Here is a 19,242-nt window from a genome sequence, read left to right as displayed (position 1 = left end):
AATTCCCTGTCTAGAGGGGGATGGGAAAAGTACGCTTATTTGTTAATAACAAACGAAAGAAGATGAAAAATTACGGATTGACAGGAAAATACCGATATTTTTAAGACGACGTCAGGTCGCAGGGGATGATAAGTTAGAGGCTAGGAAAGGTTGAATCCTATAAGAAAGGGCAAGTTATGCGAGGATGGTTAACGCATAATCTGCCCCTGAAGATGGTGTCTAGCGACTACACAGTTTGTAGTACATCTCGTTCCAACGCAGAGCATCTTTGAATTCGTGGAGCCGGGTTTCGTTGTCGATCACCAGCAGTTCAATGTTCTGCATCTCGGCGTAGAGCCGCATGTGTTCGAGATCCAATGCCTGACTAAAGACGGTGTGGTGCGCGCCGCCAGCCAGAATCCAGGCTTCTGCCGCTACTTCCAGCGACGGTTGCGCTTTCCAGATGGCACGGGCAACCGGCAATTTCGGCAGCGGGCGCGGCTGTTCGATGGTATCCACCAGATTAACCAGCATCCTGAAACGGTCACCCATGTCGATCACACTGGCGTTGAGGGACGGCCCAGCCGGCGTTGAGAAAATTAAACGGGCAGGGTCAGCTTTGCCGCCAATGCCGAGGTGTTGCGCATCCAGAATCGGTTTCTGCTCTTTCGCAATCGTCGGACAGACTTCCAGCATGTGGGAGCCGACGACCAGATCGTTACCGTTCTGGAAGTTATAGGTGTAGTCCTCCATGAAAGACGTACCACCCGACAACCCGCCGGCCATCACTTTCATAATGCGCAGCAACGCGGCGGTTTTCCAGTCGCCTTCACCACCAAAACCATAGCCTTGCTGCATCAGACGCTGTACCGCTAGGCCCGGCAGCTGTTTCAAACCGTACAGGTTTTCAAAATCGGTGGTGAACGCGTGATAGCTGCCTTGCTCCATAAAGCGTTTCATCCCGAGTTCGATCTGGGCCGCATCCAGCAGGTTCTGGCGGTTAGCGCCGTTGAGTTTCACCGCGTCCGTTAACTGGTAGCTGACTTCGTATTCTTCGACCAGCGCATCGATATCGCCTTTGGATACGGCATCGACCACGGCGGTTAAATCGCCCAGACCCCAGGCGCTAACAGAGTAGCCGAACTGGATCTGTGCGCCGACTTTATCGCCTTCGGTGACGGCGACTTCACGCATGTTGTCGCCAAAGCGCGCAACTTTCAGCTGTTTACTTTCCTGAATGGCGGCGGCAACCCGCATCCATTTGCCGATACGGGCATGGGCGTTCTTATCCTGCCAGTGGCCGACCACCACCTGATGCGCTTGTCTCATCCGGGCACCGATGAAACCAAATTCACGTCCACCGTGCGCAGTTTGGTTCAGGTTCATGAAATCCATGTCCATGGTGTCCCACGGCACTTCGGCATTGAACTGCGTGTGGAATTGCAGCAGCGGTTTACTGAGTACGCTCAGGCCGCCAATCCACATTTTGGCAGGAGAGAAGGTATGCAGCCAGGTCAGCAGGCCGATACAGTTATCCTGATAGTTAGCATCGCGACACAGCGCCAGAATTTCGTCCGGCGTTTTCACCAGCGGTTTCAGCACCAGCTTAACCGGCAGGTTGGCCTGTTGATTCAATCCGGCGACGACTTTTTCTGCGTTCTCTTTTACCTGACGTAGCGTTTCCGGCCCGTAGAGATGCTGGCTACCGATGACGAACCAGACTTCAAGCTGCTTAAAATGATCCATGATGACTCCTGTAACGTGATCCCTAGAGGGATAAAAATTAGTTTTTTGCCGTAGACGCTGGGCTATAGGCCGGTTCCGCAAGGCGGCACCATTGCTGATAGCGTTCATAAAGCTGCTGATAACGGGCGACGCGCTGGCTGTCCGGCATTAAGGTGCGCTCTATGCCGCTGGCCATATGCTGCTGTGCCGTTGGGATATCGCCGTGAACGCCAGCGGCGACGGCGGCAAAGATCGCGGCACCCAGTGCACAGCACTGATCGGAGGCGACAATCTGCAAGGGGCGATTCATCACGTCGGTACACACCTGCATGATGACGGGGGATTTCCGCGCGATACCGCCCAGCGCCAGCACGTTCTCGACGGGAACGCCCTGATCTTCAAAGCACTCCATAATGGCGCGCGCGCCAAAGGCCGTCGCAGCAATGAAACCGCCGAACAGCGTGGGGGCATCGGTGCCCAGATTGAGATCGGTAATCACGCCTTTAAGTCGCTGATTGGCGAACGGCGTTCTGCGGCCGTTGAACCAGTCCAGCACGACAGGCAGGTGATCCAGCGTGGGGTTTTCCGCCCAGCTGTGCGTCAGTCGCTCCAGCAGTTTGGCTTCCATCGCCTGTAATGACGTTTTGAGTTCAGGATGGTCTTTCGCTGCTTCCTGTAACGACCAGCCCAGCAGCCGTCCAAACCAGGCGTACATATCGCCAAAAGCGGACTGCCCGGCTTCGAGGCCGATATAACTGGGAACAACGCTGCCGTCGACCTGCCCACAGATACCGGCGATAGTGCGATCGGCAATGCGAGCGTCGTCGGCGATCAGAATGTCGCAGGTGGACGTGCCAATCACTTTAACCAGCGTATACGGCTGTGCGCCCGCGCCGACGGTGCCGACGTGGCAGTCAAACGCGCCGCCCGCCAGAATGACCGTTTCGGGGATGCCGAGCCGCTGCGCCCATTCCGCAGTGATGGTGCCGACTGGTTGTTCGGCAGTCCAGGTATCGGTAAACAGCGGGTACTGCAATGTTTCTGTCAGGCAGGGATCGAGCGCGTGCAAGAAATCTTTTGGCGGCAGTCCGCCCCAGCTTGGATGCCAGAGTGATTTGTGTCCGGCGCTGCACCGTCCACGGCGAATATTTGCTGGCGCTTGCGTACCAGAAAGCAGGGCGGGCACCCAGTCGCACAGTTCTATCCAGGAAACGGCGGCCTGACGCACCGCCGCATCGTCGCGCGAGACATGTAGAATTTTGGCCCAGAACCACTCGGACGAATAAACGCCGCCGATATAGCGGGTGTAATCCGGGAACTGGCCGCTGCGGCACAGTGCGTTGATGGCTTCCGCTTCTTCTATTGCCGTGTGGTCTTTCCACAGCACGAACATTGCATTGGGGTTGTCGGCAAACTCGGGGCGTAGTGCGAGGATCTGACCTTGCTCATCAATTGGTGCGGGGGTTGATCCAGTTGAGTCCACGCCAATACCGATGATGCTCTGCCGCTGTTCGTCCGTCAGGCGGGAAACCACGGCCTTAATCGCCTGCTCCAGCGATTCGATGTAGTCCAGCGGATGGTGTCGGAACTGGTTGTTGGCAGGCTGACAATATTTCCCCTCGCGCCAGCGGGGGTAGTAGACCACTTCTGTTTCCAACTCTTGCCCGCTTTGGCAGTCAACGGCTAAGGCGCGTACCGAATCACTGCCGAAGTCGAGACCAATCGTAATAGCGCCCGCACTCATGCTTTGCTCCTCATTAATCCCAGATCGTTGGTGTTTACGATGGCAGGGATAACGAGAGGCGGTGAGGAGCGGTTAGCTGGAAGTATGTATTTTTCTGTCACCAGCAGCCATTTTGTGATGCTGGTCAAAGGTTAATGATTGGTTAAATTCGCTAAATGTATGCACAAACCTGTCATTGTTCCGGACTGTGATAAAGCTCTACATTCTTACCGAGAATAACGACTAAAACATAAAGCGTCTGAATGCTACTGAGTAAAGGAATCGTGCTAAGTCTGTGTTTTTCCTTTATCCAGACCGGAAATACCCTACCAGGAACTCGAACTCGTTTCAGCGTCGCTGACGAATGAAAAGATAATTACACCGGAGAACATCATGCATAAATTCACTAAGGCGCTGGCAGCAATCGGGTTGGCCGCTGTTATGTCACAATCAGCTATGGCAGAGAACTTAAAGCTGGGCTTTCTGGTTAAACAGCCGGAAGAACCCTGGTTCCAGACGGAATGGAAGTTCGCTGATAAAGCAGGGAAAGACCTTGGTTTTGATGTGATAAAAATCGCGGTTCCTGATGGTGAAAAGACCCTGAACGCGATCGACAGTCTGGCGGCCAGTGGCGCGAAAGGCTTCGTTATCTGTACGCCGGATCCGAAGTTGGGGCCAGCCATTATAGCGAAAGCGCGCAGCTACGATCTGAAAGTGATCGCGGTTGATGACCAGTTCGTGAATGCCAAAGGCCAACCGATGGATACCGTGCCGTTGGTGATGATGGCGGCCACCAAAATTGGCGAGCGTCAGGGTCAGGAACTGTATAAAGAGATGACCAAACGCGGCTGGAAAGTAGAGGAAACCGCCGTGATGGCGATTACCGCTGATGAGCTGGATACCGCACGTCGCCGCACGTCTGGCTCCATGGATGCGCTGAAAACCGCAGGGTTCCCAGAAAAACAGATCTACAAAGTACCGACCAAATCTAACGATATCCCCGGAGCGTTTGACGCCGCTAACTCCATGTTGGTTCAGCACCCTGGTGTGAAAAACTGGCTGATTATCGGCATGAACGACAACACCGTGCTGGGGGGCGTGCGTGCAACGGAAGGTCAGGGCTTTAAAGCCGCAAACGTCATTGGTATCGGTATCAACGGTGTGGATGCGGTGAGCGAGTTGTCTAAAGGTCAGGCAACGGGCTTCTTTGGTTCACTGCTGCCAAGCCCGGATATCCACGGTTACAAGAGTATCCAGATGTTGAACGACTGGGTCACCAAAGGCGTGGAGCCGGAGAAATTCACCGAAGTGACCGACGTGGTGCTGATCACTCGTGACAACTTTAAGGTCGAACTGGAGAAAAAAGGCCTGATGTAATCACGCCTGATTTCGTAAAGACGCGGATAACGCCGGTCAGCATGACGCTGGTCGAGGTTATCCGCGCTCTACCTGCATCGTTATGAGGAAACAGACATGACAGCACAGTCACCCTATTTGTCGTTTCATGGGATTGGTAAAGAATTTCCCGGTGTTAAGGCGCTTTCGGATATCAGTTTTTCCTGCCATGCCGGCCAGATCCATGCATTGATGGGGGAAAACGGGGCGGGCAAGTCGACGCTGTTAAAGATCCTGAGCGGTAACTATTCACCGTCAGCAGGCGAAATTCATATTCAGGGCAAACCCGTGCAGTTCAACAACACGATGGATGCCCTGAATGCGGGCGTTGCTATCATTTATCAGGAACTGCATCTGGTGTCGGAAATGACGGTCGCCGAGAACATCTACTTAGGTCAGCTGCCGCATAAATACGGCATGGTGAACTATTCGCTGCTGCGTTATGAAGCCAAACTTCAGTTGCAGCATCTGGGGTTAGATATCGATCCTGATACCCCGCTGAAATACCTCTCTATCGGGCAATGGCAGATGGTGGAAATCGCCAAGGCGCTGGCCCGTAACGCCAAGGTTATTGCTTTTGATGAACCGACCAGTTCACTGTCTGCCCGTGAAATTGAGCAGCTTTTCCGCGTGATTAAGGAATTGCGCAGTGAAGGCCGGGTCATTTTGTACGTTTCGCACCGGATGGAAGAAATTTTTGCGCTGAGCGATGCCATTACCGTGTTTAAAGATGGCCGCTATGTGCGCACGTTCGACGATATGCAGCAGGTGAACCATGAGTCGCTGGTACAGGCGATGGTAGGGCGTAACCTGGGGGATATCTATGGTTATGCGCCGCGTCCGCACGGCGAAGAGCGTCTGACGCTGAAAGACGTGAAAGCGCTGGGCGTGAAATCCACAGTTTCCCTGAACGTGAAGCGGGGAGAAATTGTCGGGCTATTTGGTCTGGTGGGGGCGGGTCGCAGCGAACTGATGAAAGGGCTGTTTGGCGCGACCAAAATCACCAACGGTCAGGTGCTGCTGGATGGCAAACCGCTGGTAGTGAATTCCCCCATTGATGCGATTCGTCAGGGGGTGATGCTCTGCCCGGAAGATCGCAAGGCGGACGGTATCATTCCGGTGCACTCGGTGCGTGACAATATCAATATCAGCGCAAGGCGTAAGAGCCTGAAAGCTGGTTTTATTATTAATAATCAGTGGGAAGTGGATAACGCCGCGAAGCGCATTGCGGCGTTGAATATCAAAACACCGTCCGATGAACAGTTGATTATGAATCTTTCCGGAGGAAACCAGCAGAAAGCCATTCTTGGCCGCTGGCTCTCCGAAGAGATGAAGGTCATTTTGCTCGATGAACCTACGCGCGGCATTGACGTCGGCGCGAAGCACGAAATTTATCATGTCATCTATGAACTAGCGAATCAGGGGATCGCGGTGCTGTTTGCCTCCAGCGATTTACCAGAAGTGCTTGGGCTGGCCGACCGGATTATCGTCATGCGCGAAGGTGCCGTCTCCGGCGAACTGCTGCATACCGATGCCACAGAGCAGAAGGTGCTCAGTCTGGCTATGTTACGAACCCCCGATATCGAATCTGCGGTTGCCTGACCGCGAAGGAGCAAAATAATGTCAACGGTTACGTCTGCAACCTCAGAAAAGAAGAAAAACGGCGCGGGGTTATCTCGCATTTGGGATAACTACGGCATGCTGGTGGTGTTTGCCGTGCTGTTTCTTGGCTGCGCGATTTTCGTCCCCAACTTCGCCTCGTTTATCAATATGAAAGGGCTGGGACTGGCGATCTCCATGTCCGGCATGGTGGCCTGCGGAATGCTGTTCTGTCTGGCTTCCGGTGATTTTGATCTGTCGGTCGCGTCTATCATTGCCTGTGCTGGCGTGGCGACGGCGGTGGTGATCAATATCAGTGAAAGCCTGTGGATCGGCGTCAGTGCTGGGCTGCTGCTGGGTGTGGCGTTCGGCTTGCTCAACGGTTTTGTGATTGCCCGTCTGAAGATTAACGCGCTGATCACCACGCTGGCAACGATGCAGATTGCACGCGGTCTGGCATACATCATTTCCGATGGTAAAGCGGTAGGGATTGAGGATGAGCGCTTCTTCGAACTGGGCTATGCCAACTGGTTGGGTTTGCCAGCGCCAATCTGGATCACTATCGGCTGCATGATTCTGTTTGGCCTGCTGCTGAACAAAACCACCTTTGGCCGCAATACGCTGGCGATTGGGGGCAATGAAGAGGCGGCGCGTTTGGCTGGGGTGCCCGTAGTTCGTACCAAGATTATCATTTTTGCCTTGTCCGGTCTGGTCTCGGCGGCGGCAGGGATCATTCTGGCATCGCGTATGACTAGCGGCCAGCCGATGACCTCCATCGGGTATGAACTGATCGTGATTTCTGCCTGTGTGCTGGGTGGCGTGTCGCTGAAAGGCGGGATCGGTAAGATTTCTTACGTGGTGGCTGGCGTGCTGATTTTAGGTACGGTAGAGAACGCGATGAACCTGCTGAATATTTCTCCGTTTTCCCAGTATGTGGTGCGTGGTCTGATTCTGCTAGCAGCGGTTATCTTCGACCGCTACAAACAGTTGGCGAAGAAAACGGTATAAATGCCCGTGCGGCAGATGAATAACTCTGCCTCTTTCCCTCATTACTCACGTGTACCGGAGGCTCGATGTATCACCGTATGGCGCATGAATCTCAGTCTAACCCGCTGCTGCCGGGATATTCGTTCAACGCTTATCTTGTGGCAGGTATGACACCGATTCTGGCAGAAGGGCCGCTCGACTTCTTTATCGATCGTCCCGATGGCATGAAAGGCTACATCATTAACCTCACCATGAAAGGTCAGGGTCAGGTCTTTGATGGAGATGAGACCTTTTTCTGTAATCCCGGTGACCTGCTGCTGTTCCCGCCGAAATCGAAGCATTTTTATGGTCGTTCATCTGGCAGCGACTGCTGGTATCACCGCTGGGTCTATTTTCGCCCGCGTGCCTACTGGGCTGACTGGTTAGAATGGCATACCAAAAGCAGCGGTATTGGTCGCATGAGCCTGCCGAATAACCAACTGCTGCTGGAATTCGACAGGCTGTTTGCCAATATCGAGCAGACGCAGCGTTCCGGGCGTCGTTTTTCAGAAGAATTGGGGATGAATCTACTGGAGCGGTTGTTGCTCAGAGCTATGGAGGAAGATCCACAGAGCCCGCAGAAGATCATGGATCCGCGTGTGATAGAAGCCTGCCAGTTTATTACCAGCAATCTGGCTGGAGAGCTGCGTATTGACGAAGTGGCGCGGCACGTTTGTCTGTCGCCTTCGCGGTTGGCGCATCTGTTCCGTGAACAGGTGGGTATCAATATTTTGCGCTGGCGTGAAGATCAGCGCGTGATTCGCGCCAAGTTGTTATTACAGACGACGCAGGAATCCATCGCCAATATTGGTCGCGTGGTGGGGTATGACGATCAGCTGTATTTCTCACGCGTGTTCCGTAAGCGGGTCGGCGTCAGCCCCAGCGATTTCCGCCGTCGCAGCAGTGAAATCAACTATCCGGCGGCCAAAACGCTGCCTGTCACGTGGGGGGAGTGTATGCACAATGCGGTGAGCGGATGATATATCAAAATACGTGACAAATTCCCCTTGGCTATTATCCCATCAGTACTCTGACGAATAGTGGGTATATAATGAACAAGAAGCTATAAATAAAAAAACCAAGGGAATCGCATGAATAAAGCCTTTGTATTGAGCATACCATTATGCCAGTAAGACCCCATTGATGCTTCACCTCTCATCGTCTGAAGTCCTGTGCTGATGACATACCAGACTATTAAATGTAGCGAAGGGCACAAATTAAGTATGTTCAAAATTATGGGCTGGTTATTGTTAACTCTGCTGTCTGGCTGCGGGGTGATAGCCTACTTTCTGCATCAGCAATACGAAGAGAAAAGTGCAGGTTTTCGCATTATCTACCGCGATGTAACGGTGAAATTATCGCAGCATGACGCGATAATGCCACTTTTGTCAGTGAGCCGACATGGTTGGGAAGTACAGAACATTTTTCCACAAATCATCCGCTGGCGGCCGCACTCAAACATTGAGCCGCGGCGACCGATCGTCATGGAGCAGAATGGTCGATATTGGCTCAATGCAGATAACCAATCGTTGTTGATCGATCTGAACAAGCTGATTGGAGATGTAGCGGAGAAAAACGCTTTCAGCCACCTGACCATACTGTGGAACAACAAGCCATTATTCGAACGAGGTGTAGCAAACCGCACGTATTATTGGCAGTGGAATAAGGTAATCGCCAGCCAGTCGCAGCCATTTATGTTAGTGGCAAGCGATAACCCTAACTGGGTGGCGCTGCCTTGGATTATTATTGTGTCACCTGCGCTGTTTTGGGGAGGGGCGCTGTACCTGATTGGTCAATACCGTGCTAATAAACGCCGGCACGATATTGCTGATTTACGTGCTCATTACGCCGAACTAACACGACTGAATACTCTGGGAGAGTTGACTGCCGGTATAGTGCATGAGCTTAACCAACCCCTCACCGCCATTTTAAGCTATAACCAAACCGCTTTACGCTTGCTGCAGCAACAGCGCACCGAATCGTTGCCGCTATTGCTCGAATCCGCAGTTGTACAGATTAAACGCACAGGGGCGTTACTACAGCAATTCCGCCAGAAATTGGCTAGTGAGCAGGCAGACTATCAACCCGTTGCGCTGAACCAGCTTTGGATTCGTGTACTGATGTTACTGGACAATGAAATTCGCCGCGCAAAAGTTAAAGTCAGTTGCCGCATCCCAAATAACCTACCCGTGTTGGTTGTTCCTCCGCTATGGGTAGAACAAATTTTACATAATGTTGTTAATAATGCGCTGCAGGCGCAACTTAGTAATAGCCCCAACACCGCATGGATCAGACTAGAGGCTGATGCGACAGATAACGGTATAGCATTAACCATCACTGATGGCGGCCCAGGGTTATCAGAACAGGCTTTACAACAGGTATTCATGCCATTTTTCACTACGCGTGCCAATGGTATCGGGTTGGGAATGGCTCTGACTGATTCGTTGGTACAACGCCTTAACGGTACGATAGATGCCTCCAATAGTACGAAGCAGGGCGCCTGCTTCAAGATCTGGTTGCCGATACCTTCTCAGGAGTGATAATGACACAGTATGTTCATTTGGTTGATGATGAGCCGGAGATCTGTTCTTCGCTTAGCGTGTTATTAGGTACTGTCGGTTGGATGACGAAAACCTATGACAATGCCCAATCCTTCCTACAGAGCACGGAGGAATTGCATACGCTTACTGGCTGCATGTTACTTGACATTAGGATGCCTGGTAAAACAGGGCTCATGCTGTTGGACGAATGGAAACAGCAGGGACTGGAAATTCCAGTGATTATCATGACGGGGCACGCTAATATTGATCTCTGTCGACGAGCCTTCAAAAATGGGGCTTTCGAGTTTCTAACCAAGCCAATTGATGCGGATTTACTGTTTGAAGTAGTCGGTAGTGCATTGGAACAGCAAGAGAGATTACAGGAAAGACTGCAAAAAATGCGGTTGATGCAAAGTCGGCTCGTCACGTTGACTACCCGTGAGAATGATATCTTCGAGCTGATTATGCAGGGGCGTTCAAGTAAAGAGATTGCTCGAATATTTTCGCTTTCACCGCGTACTATTGAGGCGCATCGCGCTAATCTATTTGCCAAGCTCGAAGTTAATTCATTGCCTAAATTGATGAGTATCTATGGAGAGCTTGCGTTGCTGCAAAAGGCATAACGTTGCTCGGTCACTGCGTCACTTAGGTATAATCACCTAGTTCGATGAGTAATCACACTAATGGTCTGTCGAGGTTGTACCTTCTATTATTCTTAATTCCCGTAAGGAATAAATAAGGATCAAACTCAAGTGAAACGCATAATTTCAGTAGCCATTTTAATTGGTGGCATGATGTCATTTTCCAGCGTGGCCAGTGGCGTTCTAACCCAGAAGAATCTTTCCCTTGATGTAGCAGATAAGCTGGCGCAAAGCGCTATTCAGGCATGCAGCGTGAATAATTATAATGTCGCGGTGACTGTCGTCGATCGCGCGGGTATTCCTCTGGCCATCAAACGAATGGACAACGCTGGTCCGCATACGGTGGAAGCCAGTCGATTGAAAGCATTTACCGCACTCACTATCCGCAATACTACCGAAAATGCCATGAAGAGCGCCCAGGCCAACGCCGGTGCAGCCAACTTGCGTGACATCCCTGGTTTTTTGCTGCTGGCTGGCGGTGTACCAGTGAAATTAGGCGAAGAAACCATTGGCGCGATTGGTGTGGGTGGTGCGCCTGGCGGAAATTTGGATCAACAATGTGCACTTGATGCATTGAAAAATAACCCGAATGGCCTAAATGCTGGTTAATAGTGATCACTTTTTTTAGCGAGAAACGAATGAATATTAAACCTATTTTACTGGTATTCCCGCTGGTTTTAACCTCTGGCAGTGTAATGGCTGACAATTTCTCTGCTGGCTATTACGCTACAGCGAAATATCTGCAGTTCGAACAGCGTGCTAAAGAAATGGATACTAGCAGCCGGCCAGGCGTCGGGCAGTTTGTCAGCGGTGAGGAAAAGGAACATTTGGGTACAGCCGCCATTGCCGCAGGGTATCAGTTTGGTAATGGTTGGCGAACAGAAGCTGAGTATGCCTTTAAGCAAAAAACAGAGTACACCAGCGGCTCTACCACATTTTCTAACAGTTTCAATCATTTGAAAACCGATGCCGAACGTATGATGTTCAATATCTACCGTGATTATTCGTTGGGTTATAATATTTCTCTGTATGGCACGCTAGGGCTTGGTGTCAGTAAAATCAAAGCAGGTGGCTGGCAGGGGACTACGGCACGCGAATATGCCTCTAGTACTAATAGCAACCTGACCTATGCTATTGGTGCGGGTGTAAGCTATGCACTGTTGGAGAGTCTTAGTATCGACTTGGGCTATCGTTATGTCGATATGGGAAAAATCGAAAGCGGCTACAACAACTTCACCAATGCTCGAGGTTTGAAAGACGAACAAATGAAAGCACGTCTGGTCTCCAATGAGTTCGCCTTGGGTGCGCGTTATCTATTCTGAATAAGTCAGGAGTCTGAAGCTGCTGTAACTAAATCCTCCCCCCGCTTTTAGAAGCGGGGGGGGCATAAAATCAACTGAAAAACCAACTAAAATAGAAAGTTGCGCTCAATGGCGTGTTGCTCTGTCATTACACTAACCGCCTGCTAAGTGACAAGCATGACAACATCTGAATGGTACGCGCTTACTGCACTCTGATAGATGATAAGTATATACTGAGTGAGAAATCACAAAGTCAAATAAGCTAAGGGGAATCGTCATGAGTGAGACCGTTCGTGTTGGGCTACTGGGTTACGGTTATGCCAGTAAGACATTCCACGCGCCGTTAATTACCGGTACGGCAGGTATGGAACTGGTGGCTGTGTCCAGTAGCAATGCTGAAAAAGTGCATGCGGATTGGGCAAATCTGCGAGTAGAGCAAGAACCTCAGACGTTATTTAACGATCCCGATATTGACCTCATCGTTATTCCTACCCCCAATGACACACACTTCCCGCTGGCGAAGCAGGCGCTGGAAGCGGGCAAGCATGTCGTCGTCGATAAACCTTTTACGGTGACGTTGTCACAAGCATACGATTTGGGTGCCATAGCCGACCGCGTCGGAAAAATGCTTTCTGTTTTCCATAACCGCCGTTGGGACAGCGATTTTCTGACGCTGAAACAGCTGCTGGCGGCGGGAACGTTAGGAAATGTGGTGTATATGGAATCGCATTTCGATCGTTTCCGTCCAGAAGTGCGCCAGCGCTGGCGGGAAGACGGCAGTGAAGGTAGTGGGATTTGGTACGATCTTGGGCCGCACTTGCTGGATCAGGCGCTGGAGTTGTTTGGCTTGCCTGTGGCGATTCAGGTAGATATGGCACGGTTGAGGCCTGGCAGTAAGGCAATAGATTATTTTCATGCGACGCTGATTTACCCGCAACGTCGAGTTGTCCTGCATGCCAGTATGCTGGTGGCGGCCGCGTCTGCACGCTACACCGTGCATGGCACGCGCGGCAGCTTTGTCAAATACGGTCTCGATCCACAGGAAGATCGCCTGAAAGCGGGCGAACGTCCACCGCTGGCCGACTGGGGGCAGGATAAGCACGATGGCGTGTTGACGCTGTCTCGTGACGGCATAACGGCGGAACAAACCATCGCCACGATTCCGGGTAACTATCCGGCTTACTATGCGGCAGTGCGCGATGCGCTGCTCGGCAAGGGGGAAAACCCCGTCAGCGTGCATCAGGCGATTCAGGTGATGGAACTGATCGAGCTAGGGCTGCTTTCCCACGAACAGAAAAAAGCCGTCACGCTGAAAAATAGCTAGATTTACCGCGTTTTATTCCAGATAGTTAATGGCTTGTTTAAATGGGCGATCTTAGGGTCGCCCGTCTTGTTAGGGTGTTAATTCGGCTGATAACAGACTAGGGGAAAGGTGTTGGGCATGGGGTGGTTACAACGGTTACGCATTGATAAGTTCTTATTGGTTCTGATTCTGGTGGTGGTGACGGCGTCGATTCTTCCTGCTGAAGGTTCCGTGAAGGTTTTCTTTGAGCACCTGACAACCGCGGCCATTGCTCTGCTGTTCTTTATGCACGGCGCGAAGCTATCGCGTGAAGCGATTACCACCGGCATGGGGCACTGGCGTTTGCACCTGGTGGTATTTGCCAGCACGTTTATTCTGTTCCCGCTGTTGGGAATAGGCATGAGCCTGCTGTCGCCCGTGGTGCTGACGCCGACCTTGTATCTGGGTTTTCTCTATCTGTGTGCGCTACCGGCGACAGTGCAGTCGGCGATTGCTTATACCTCAATGGCCGGTGGTAACGTCGCGGCGGCGATTTGTAGCGCCTCGGCATCCAGTATTTTGGGCGTATTTCTCTCGCCGATTCTGGTCGGTTTGCTGATGCATACGCAAGGGGGAGAAACGGATACGCTGCACGCTATTGGCTCTATTATCATGCAGTTAATGGTGCCTTTCGTGATGGGGCATCTGTCTCGCCCATTGATTGCCAAGTGGGTTGAACGTAACCGTAAGCTGATTAATATTACTGACCGGTCATCGATTCTTTTGGTGGTGTATGTCGCCTTCAGCGAGGCGGTTGTGCAGGGAATTTGGGGGCAGATCAACGTCTGGTCATTGCTTGCCGTCGTTGGTTGTTCGATAGTGCTGCTAGCGATTGTGCTGGTGGTGAATACGCTGGTTGCTCGTAAGCTGGGCTTTAATACGGCCGATGAAATCACTATCGTATTCTGCGGTTCGAAGAAGAGCCTGGCGAATGGGATTCCGATGGCAAACGTGCTATTTCCTGCCGCGGCTGTCGGTGCGATGGTGCTGCCGCTGATGATTTTCCACCAAATTCAACTGATGGTCTGTGCTGCGTTGGCGCAGCGTTATGCGAGATCTGAAAACCAGTTGAACGAAAAAAAATGTTAAGCACGCTCGGGTGGGAATAGTGTTTATAACTGCGGTTGCTTTGCAGCCGCATTTTTACTGTAGGTATTCGATTGTGAATTTTTGAATTTTTTACCTATAATTTCTACTTTATCGAGAGGTTCGGATGCTTGTCTTGGTGCCATTATCTGGACTCATGATGAGACCGGAACACTGGTCAAAGGTGGTTTCAAATAATCCTGATCTTTCATCACTCATACATACAATTTATAAATTTTCTGGCGTCCAGCAAATGGGGTACGGATGCGCAGGTCTCCACTGTGCGGCCCGAATCTAACTGATTGTTAAACAATACCCTGATTTCAGCAGGTTTTGCATCAAACTGCGCTACCATATCCTTCAGTCGATAATCATGTTGTGTGAGCGTCAGTTTCAGGTCATGCAACTGACGTAACAGCACGGATTTAATCAGCGTGGCGGTAATCGGTTTTTCACCTGCCTAATGCCCTACTTCCATCGCCAGCGTCAGGTGCAACTGGACCTGCAGCAGTGTCCTAAGTTTCATTGCCCGCAGGTCGAATTTGAAGTACATGAAAAAATCAGCAGTACTTACATTAAAAAACACCATTACAATGCATTTGCGCCATAACCTAAAATTGTTATTACTCAATGCGTTTTAGAATCATTTAATAGATCGTAATTAAATGTTTAATCATAGAAAAGTCAAATAAATCACAAACTATCATGACAAGGGGGAAATGATGTTATCAATCCTGAGTAATTATTCTTTATCTCAAACTTTAAATCAACCAATACATACTGTAAATTCTGCTTCTCCGCCCCTTAGTAATATCTCTCGAGATATAAGAAGCATTCGAAATACTGACACCCATTGTGTAACAGTTTCTCACCTAGACAAATCATATGGTTCTATCTCTCATGGTCGTGGACGAAAAATACAAAGTGTAAAAATTCACGTTAAAGACAACCTAAAATCTTTAAAAAAATACAATGTAAGCATCAATACAAAATATTATACGCAAGTAGGTCCATCTGGGCAGAAAGAAATAGAAAAAGCTATAAATAAAGGAAACTTGTTTTTTGAGAACGGCTCCCAAATTGGAAAAAAACATGAGCACGCTTTACGTTTTAATCTTTTAAAATATGAAGATAATTTCAGAGTCGAGCTTGCGCATAGAAATAATTTGAATATGAACACCGATTCTATTTATGGCTTTCAGATGAAAGTAGATTATGCTGCCAATAGTGTTATTTTTTTTCAGGTAAAAGAGAGCGGAGGTAATATGAAGATCAGCGGTCGAGGACGACCTCCAGTCTCTTTTAGTTTAAAGAATGAGAATGAAATATATATTTCAATTAACTCGGAGAATGGGAATGTGTTAAGGAAAAAAATAGCGACTCTTAGTTGCCCTCAAGAATGGTATAAATTCAAAATCAGGATTGTCTGGAACAGACATCACCCGAATATTCAGGTGGCTATCAATGGAGAAATTTTGTTTGAGACAAATGTTTCATTTGGCGCACATAATTCTAAAAACCATTATAGCAAGTTTGGTATATATATACCTCAACAGAAAAGTAAGGAAGGGGTGAAAAATACATCAATATTATTTAGAAATGTTAAAGAGAATCATCGCGTTTTCAGCGCTAAGACTCAGCCCAATAAGGTAAAAAAATCATGATTAATTTAATCAATGCATCAACTTATGATAAATAATTTTTATTCATTATTGAGCACGATTAAGAAAGTTTTTTGAGTTGCGTGCAGTTACTGTGAGCCCAGCGAAATGGGTAATGCATCCAATTAGTTGATTGTGATATATAATGCTCGCTTTTAAGGTTTTCTCATGGCCTACGTTAATGTTCATTGTCCCCGTTGTCAGTCTGCTCAGGTTTATCGCCATGGTCAGAACCCTAAAGGTCGTGACAGATTTCGCTACCGTGACTGCCACCGCGTGTTTCTACTCACTTATACCTACGAAGCCCGCAAGCCCGGCGTAAAAGAGCAGAGCTCCGAAATGGCCTTCAACGGCGTGGGAGTTCGCGATACCGCAAGGACGCTCAACATTGGCATAAACACCGTCATTCGCACGTTAAAAAACTCGCGCCAAAGCGAATAACGTCCTCATCGGTCGCTCATGCTGACGTGGCACTTATCTGCGAACTCGATGAGCAATGAAGTTTTGTCGGCAGTAAAGCGCGCCAGCACTGGCTCTGGTACGCATACAATACCAAGACCAGTGGTGTACTGGCCTATACTTTTGGCCCCCGAACTGATGAAATTTGTCGTGAGTTATTGGCACTCCTTACGCCGTTTAACATCGGAATGGTAACCAGCGATGAGTGGGGTAGCTATGCTAGAGAAGTGCCGAAGGATAAGCATCTGACAGGAAAAATCTTCACTCAACGTATTGAGCGTAACAACCTGACATTGAGGACGCGCATTAAACGTCTGGCCCGGAAAACAATTTGCTTCTCACGCTCGATTGAATTGCATGAAAAAGTCATCGGTGCGTTCATCGAAAAACACATGTTCTACTCATTGGAGGCACTACCAGAGAGATTTCCAAGCTTTAAATAAGTGCCACGGCCTGGGCTGGAACTTAGCCCGACTGTACGGAAACGAATGCTATATTTATTTTGACAGACTAGGGCTTTAAATCTTTTTGCTATTAAAATATGAATTGCCTCCATCTAAACGGCTAACAAGGGTTAGCCGTTTTTTCGTGCGCTATCGGTTTGACGCTACTGTACGGCACCGCGTTTACGCAGAACCTTTTCACGCAGCAGTTGCTTTTCCTGCTCGCTGATAAACGCAATGTTCAGGCCGTTTTCCTGCGCTTTGCGAGTTTCTACCGCTGTCAGGCCAGCAAGTGGGGCCGCGACTTCATATTCGTGACGGATCTCTATGCCCTGAACGGCAGGATCGTCCGTGTTGATGGTGGCGGGGATTTCATAGCGCAGGAAGTGGACGAGCGGGTGCTTATCCAGTGATTCCACGGTGCTGGTTTGAATATTAGAGGTCAGACAGGATTCAATGCCGATCCCATGCTCCGCCATGTGTGTCATGAGGCGGGGATCGATAATGGCGGTTACGCCGTGTCCGATGCGCTCTGCGCCCAGATGGTTAATCGCCTGCCAAATACTTTCCGGCCCGGCCGCTTCACCTGCGTGAACCGTGATGTGCCAGCCAGCATCGCGGGCTTGTCGGAAATGAGAAGTAAACTGTGCGCCGGGGTAACCCAATTCATCACCTGCCAGATCGAGCGCGACGATGCGATCGCGCTGGGATAGCAGGGCGTCCAGCTCTTGCTGGCAGGCCTCGGTGCCGAATGTCCGGCTCATTATGCCAATCAGACGAATGTCGGTATCGAAATCACGGCTGCCAGCGGTAATGCCATCGATCACGGCCTCAACCACGCCAGCAATCGGAAGCTTATGATTCATCGCCATATAGTAGGGAGAGAAACGCAGTTCTGCGTAATCCAGCCCGGCTTTCATGGCATCTTCAACGTTCTCGTAAGCTACGCGGCGGCAGGCATCCAGTGAACCGAGTACGGCCACGCCCCAGTCGAGTTTTTGTAAAAAACTCAGTAAGTCAGGTTCGTTTTTGGTGACCTGAACGTGGGGACGGAGCGTTTCAATGTCGCTGGCAGGTAACGCTATATTGTACTGGCGCCCTAGATCCAGAATACTCTGGGCGCGGATATTACCATCTAAATGGCGGTGGATATCCGTCAACGGCAGGAGTGAATCAATCATCATGTTATTGTCTGATTATTGTTTTTCATACGACAAAGTATAAAAAGAAATCGTGGTAAATAGCCAACGGTTACCGCCGAAACTCACCACACTGAACAAGCATTGAGCAAAAACAACCTGTTATTGTTTTTCTTGGCCTATAGAACGGGCGTTCAACTTAGGGATCGCTCGGATATAAATGAGTTCGCTGAGCAATTCTACTAACGTTTGGCTGACGATCACGGCCGGAAGTAGCGGCAGTGCGCCCGGAATTGCCAACGCCAGCGGCAGAATAACCAGAGAGTTGCGCGTGCTGGCACTAAAGGCCACGGCGCGCCCACCAGCCGAATCCAACCGGAATGCACGGCCAGTGAACCAGCCGAGCAGCGGTGCCAGCAGCGCGAAGAGCAGGTAAAACGGCACCGCGAGTAACACCGACGCCCAAGTGGTGCGCAGTTGGGGAATGACCGCCGCAACGACGATAAACAGCACCAGAGCGGTAGCCGGAACGGGAAGATAGCCTAATGCATCCGCAAATGTTGCCATCGTGCGCTGTCGCGCAGCTAGCCATTGCAGAAGGGCGGCCAGCGCTAAAGGTATGGCAATGAGCCAGATAAAGGCATCGATAAAGGGCGCAAAGGCGATGAGTCCGGCGGCGTCGTGGCCGAGAAATAGCGTCAGGTAGAAGGGCAAGACCAGCATTTGCAGCAACAGTAAAATAGGCGTTGCGGCCAACAGGCGGGCGGCATCGGCCCGTCCCAGATGCGCAAATGTCACTACGTAGTCAATACAGGGGGCGAGTAACACCAATATGATGCCCAATTTCACCAGTGGATCGGCGGGGAGGAAGGGCAACAGCGCCGCGACCAGCAAGGGAATCACGATGAAATTGGCAGTCAGCAACGCGCCGATGAATCTGACCTGAGTGATGCTTTTTCCGAGCGTGGTCAGCGGCACTTGCAGGAACGTGACAAACAGCATCAGCGCCAGCGCCGGATTAATCACGACATCCAGTTGCTCCGTTCCCGGCAGCGCCAGAGCTGTTGCTACTGCCGCTATCACAGCAACAAAATAGATCGCGGCCTGATGGGCTTCCATGAAGGATTTCAACGCGGACATGGTGTTATCTCAAAATTAAACTGGAGAGGTAGGGCAGGAAAAA

Annotated in this window: 15 protein-coding genes and 2 pseudogenes; 12 read left to right on the top strand and 5 right to left on the bottom strand. The window is 50.5% G+C overall.

What is annotated here, in order from left to right; translation table 11 throughout:
• Positions 1–219: 219 nt before the first annotated feature.
• Entirely contained in the window at positions 220–1,725 is a 1,506-nt protein-coding gene (gene araA, locus K7X24_RS02510; protein ID WP_224552715.1) for an L-arabinose isomerase, read from the bottom strand.
• A 37-nt stretch (positions 1,726–1,762) separates the two neighbouring features.
• The gene (locus K7X24_RS02505) at positions 1,763–3,448 is read right to left on the bottom strand and encodes a ribulokinase (RefSeq protein ID WP_224552712.1); all 1,686 of its coding nucleotides are present in this window, start codon (positions 3,446–3,448) and stop codon (positions 1,763–1,765) included.
• Positions 3,449–3,820: 372 nt separating this feature from the next.
• On the opposite strand from K7X24_RS02505, the gene K7X24_RS02500 reads away from it, so the two are divergent.
• The 10 genes from K7X24_RS02500 to K7X24_RS02455 all read left to right on the top strand — a co-directional run bounded on the left by K7X24_RS02500 (position 3,821) and on the right by K7X24_RS02455 (position 14,360).
• Positions 3,821–4,804 (top strand): arabinose ABC transporter substrate-binding protein, encoded by a 984-nt coding sequence (locus tag K7X24_RS02500; protein WP_010275180.1) that lies wholly within the window; start codon positions 3,821–3,823, stop codon positions 4,802–4,804.
• Positions 4,805–4,900: 96 nt separating this feature from the next.
• On the top strand, positions 4,901–6,424 hold the full coding sequence (gene araG, locus K7X24_RS02495; RefSeq protein WP_224552710.1) for an L-arabinose ABC transporter ATP-binding protein AraG: 1,524 nt from the start codon (positions 4,901–4,903) through the stop codon (positions 6,422–6,424).
• A gap of 18 nt (positions 6,425–6,442) precedes the next feature.
• Positions 6,443–7,429 (top strand): L-arabinose ABC transporter permease AraH, encoded by a 987-nt coding sequence (gene araH, locus K7X24_RS02490; protein WP_224552709.1) that lies wholly within the window; start codon positions 6,443–6,445, stop codon positions 7,427–7,429.
• Between the two features lie 65 nt (positions 7,430–7,494).
• Positions 7,495–8,427: an arabinose operon transcriptional regulator AraC gene (araC, locus tag K7X24_RS02485; protein ID WP_224552706.1), complete on the top strand. Its 933-nt coding sequence runs from the start codon at positions 7,495–7,497 to the stop codon at positions 8,425–8,427.
• A gap of 243 nt (positions 8,428–8,670) precedes the next feature.
• Complete coding sequence (locus K7X24_RS02480; protein WP_224552704.1) at positions 8,671–9,987, top strand: sensor histidine kinase; 1,317 nt, start codon at positions 8,671–8,673, stop codon at positions 9,985–9,987.
• 2 nt (positions 9,988–9,989) lie between these two features.
• A complete protein-coding gene (locus K7X24_RS02475) occupies positions 9,990–10,610 on the top strand; it encodes a response regulator transcription factor (RefSeq protein WP_224552702.1) in 621 nt (206 codons plus the stop codon).
• Between the two features lie 129 nt (positions 10,611–10,739).
• Positions 10,740–11,237, top strand: coding sequence for a GlcG/HbpS family heme-binding protein (locus K7X24_RS02470; protein WP_224552701.1), 498 nt, complete (start codon positions 10,740–10,742; stop codon positions 11,235–11,237).
• 29 nt (positions 11,238–11,266) lie between these two features.
• Positions 11,267–11,950, top strand: a complete 684-nt coding sequence (locus tag K7X24_RS02465; RefSeq protein ID WP_224552699.1) for an outer membrane protein — start codon at positions 11,267–11,269, stop codon at positions 11,948–11,950.
• A 256-nt stretch (positions 11,951–12,206) separates the two neighbouring features.
• Positions 12,207–13,253 (top strand): oxidoreductase, encoded by a 1,047-nt coding sequence (locus K7X24_RS02460; protein ID WP_224552697.1) that lies wholly within the window; start codon positions 12,207–12,209, stop codon positions 13,251–13,253.
• Between the two features lie 117 nt (positions 13,254–13,370).
• On the top strand, positions 13,371–14,360 hold the full coding sequence (locus K7X24_RS02455; RefSeq protein WP_224552695.1) for a bile acid:sodium symporter family protein: 990 nt from the start codon (positions 13,371–13,373) through the stop codon (positions 14,358–14,360).
• Between the two features lie 208 nt (positions 14,361–14,568).
• On the opposite strand, the pseudogene K7X24_RS02450 reads toward K7X24_RS02455, so the two are convergent.
• Positions 14,569–14,895: pseudogene (locus K7X24_RS02450) on the bottom strand (hypothetical protein); the annotation flags it as partial.
• Between the two features lie 184 nt (positions 14,896–15,079).
• On the opposite strand from K7X24_RS02450, the gene K7X24_RS02445 reads away from it, so the two are divergent.
• Positions 15,080–16,021: a polysaccharide lyase gene (locus tag K7X24_RS02445; RefSeq protein ID WP_224552693.1), complete on the top strand. Its 942-nt coding sequence runs from the start codon at positions 15,080–15,082 to the stop codon at positions 16,019–16,021.
• A gap of 165 nt (positions 16,022–16,186) precedes the next feature.
• Positions 16,187–16,920 (top strand): annotated as a pseudogene (locus tag K7X24_RS02440) (IS1 family transposase).
• A 164-nt stretch (positions 16,921–17,084) separates the two neighbouring features.
• Here the strand turns inward: K7X24_RS02440 and add are convergent.
• Both add and K7X24_RS02430 read right to left on the bottom strand, forming a co-directional pair.
• Complete coding sequence (add, locus tag K7X24_RS02435; RefSeq protein ID WP_224552837.1) at positions 17,085–18,101, bottom strand: adenosine deaminase; 1,017 nt, start codon at positions 18,099–18,101, stop codon at positions 17,085–17,087.
• A gap of 120 nt (positions 18,102–18,221) precedes the next feature.
• Positions 18,222–19,199: an arsenic resistance protein gene (locus K7X24_RS02430; RefSeq protein WP_224552692.1), complete on the bottom strand. Its 978-nt coding sequence runs from the start codon at positions 19,197–19,199 to the stop codon at positions 18,222–18,224.
• Positions 19,200–19,242: the final 43 nt, after the last annotated feature.

The sequence above is a fragment of the Pectobacterium versatile genome (genome assembly GCF_020166435.1).
GTDB classification, from domain to species: Bacteria; Pseudomonadota; Gammaproteobacteria; order Enterobacterales; family Enterobacteriaceae; genus Pectobacterium; species Pectobacterium versatile.
The sequence above is the reverse complement of the archived record's forward strand: the minus strand, read 5'-3'. Positions and strand labels throughout refer to the sequence as shown.

Excerpts from the sequence above, each read along its gene's own strand:
- araA (WP_224552715.1), bottom strand. The coding sequence starts at position 1,725 with ATGGATCATTTTAAGCAGCTTGAAGTCTGGTTCGTCATCGGTAGCCAG.
- K7X24_RS02505 (WP_224552712.1), bottom strand. The coding sequence starts at position 3,448 with ATGAGTGCGGGCGCTATTACGATTGGTCTCGACTTCGGCAGTGATTCG.
- K7X24_RS02500 (WP_010275180.1), top strand. The coding sequence starts at position 3,821 with ATGCATAAATTCACTAAGGCGCTGGCAGCAATCGGGTTGGCCGCTGTT.
- araG (WP_224552710.1), top strand. The coding sequence starts at position 4,901 with ATGACAGCACAGTCACCCTATTTGTCGTTTCATGGGATTGGTAAAGAA.
- araH (WP_224552709.1), top strand. The coding sequence starts at position 6,443 with ATGTCAACGGTTACGTCTGCAACCTCAGAAAAGAAGAAAAACGGCGCG.
- araC (WP_224552706.1), top strand. The coding sequence starts at position 7,495 with ATGTATCACCGTATGGCGCATGAATCTCAGTCTAACCCGCTGCTGCCG.
- K7X24_RS02480 (WP_224552704.1), top strand. The coding sequence starts at position 8,671 with ATGTTCAAAATTATGGGCTGGTTATTGTTAACTCTGCTGTCTGGCTGC.
- K7X24_RS02475 (WP_224552702.1), top strand. The coding sequence starts at position 9,990 with ATGACACAGTATGTTCATTTGGTTGATGATGAGCCGGAGATCTGTTCT.
- K7X24_RS02465 (WP_224552699.1), top strand. The coding sequence starts at position 11,267 with ATGAATATTAAACCTATTTTACTGGTATTCCCGCTGGTTTTAACCTCT.
- K7X24_RS02460 (WP_224552697.1), top strand. The coding sequence starts at position 12,207 with ATGAGTGAGACCGTTCGTGTTGGGCTACTGGGTTACGGTTATGCCAGT.
- K7X24_RS02455 (WP_224552695.1), top strand. The coding sequence starts at position 13,371 with ATGGGGTGGTTACAACGGTTACGCATTGATAAGTTCTTATTGGTTCTG.
- K7X24_RS02445 (WP_224552693.1), top strand. The coding sequence starts at position 15,080 with ATGTTATCAATCCTGAGTAATTATTCTTTATCTCAAACTTTAAATCAA.
- add (WP_224552837.1), bottom strand. The coding sequence starts at position 18,101 with ATGATTGATTCACTCCTGCCGTTGACGGATATCCACCGCCATTTAGAT.
- K7X24_RS02430 (WP_224552692.1), bottom strand. The coding sequence starts at position 19,199 with ATGTCCGCGTTGAAATCCTTCATGGAAGCCCATCAGGCCGCGATCTAT.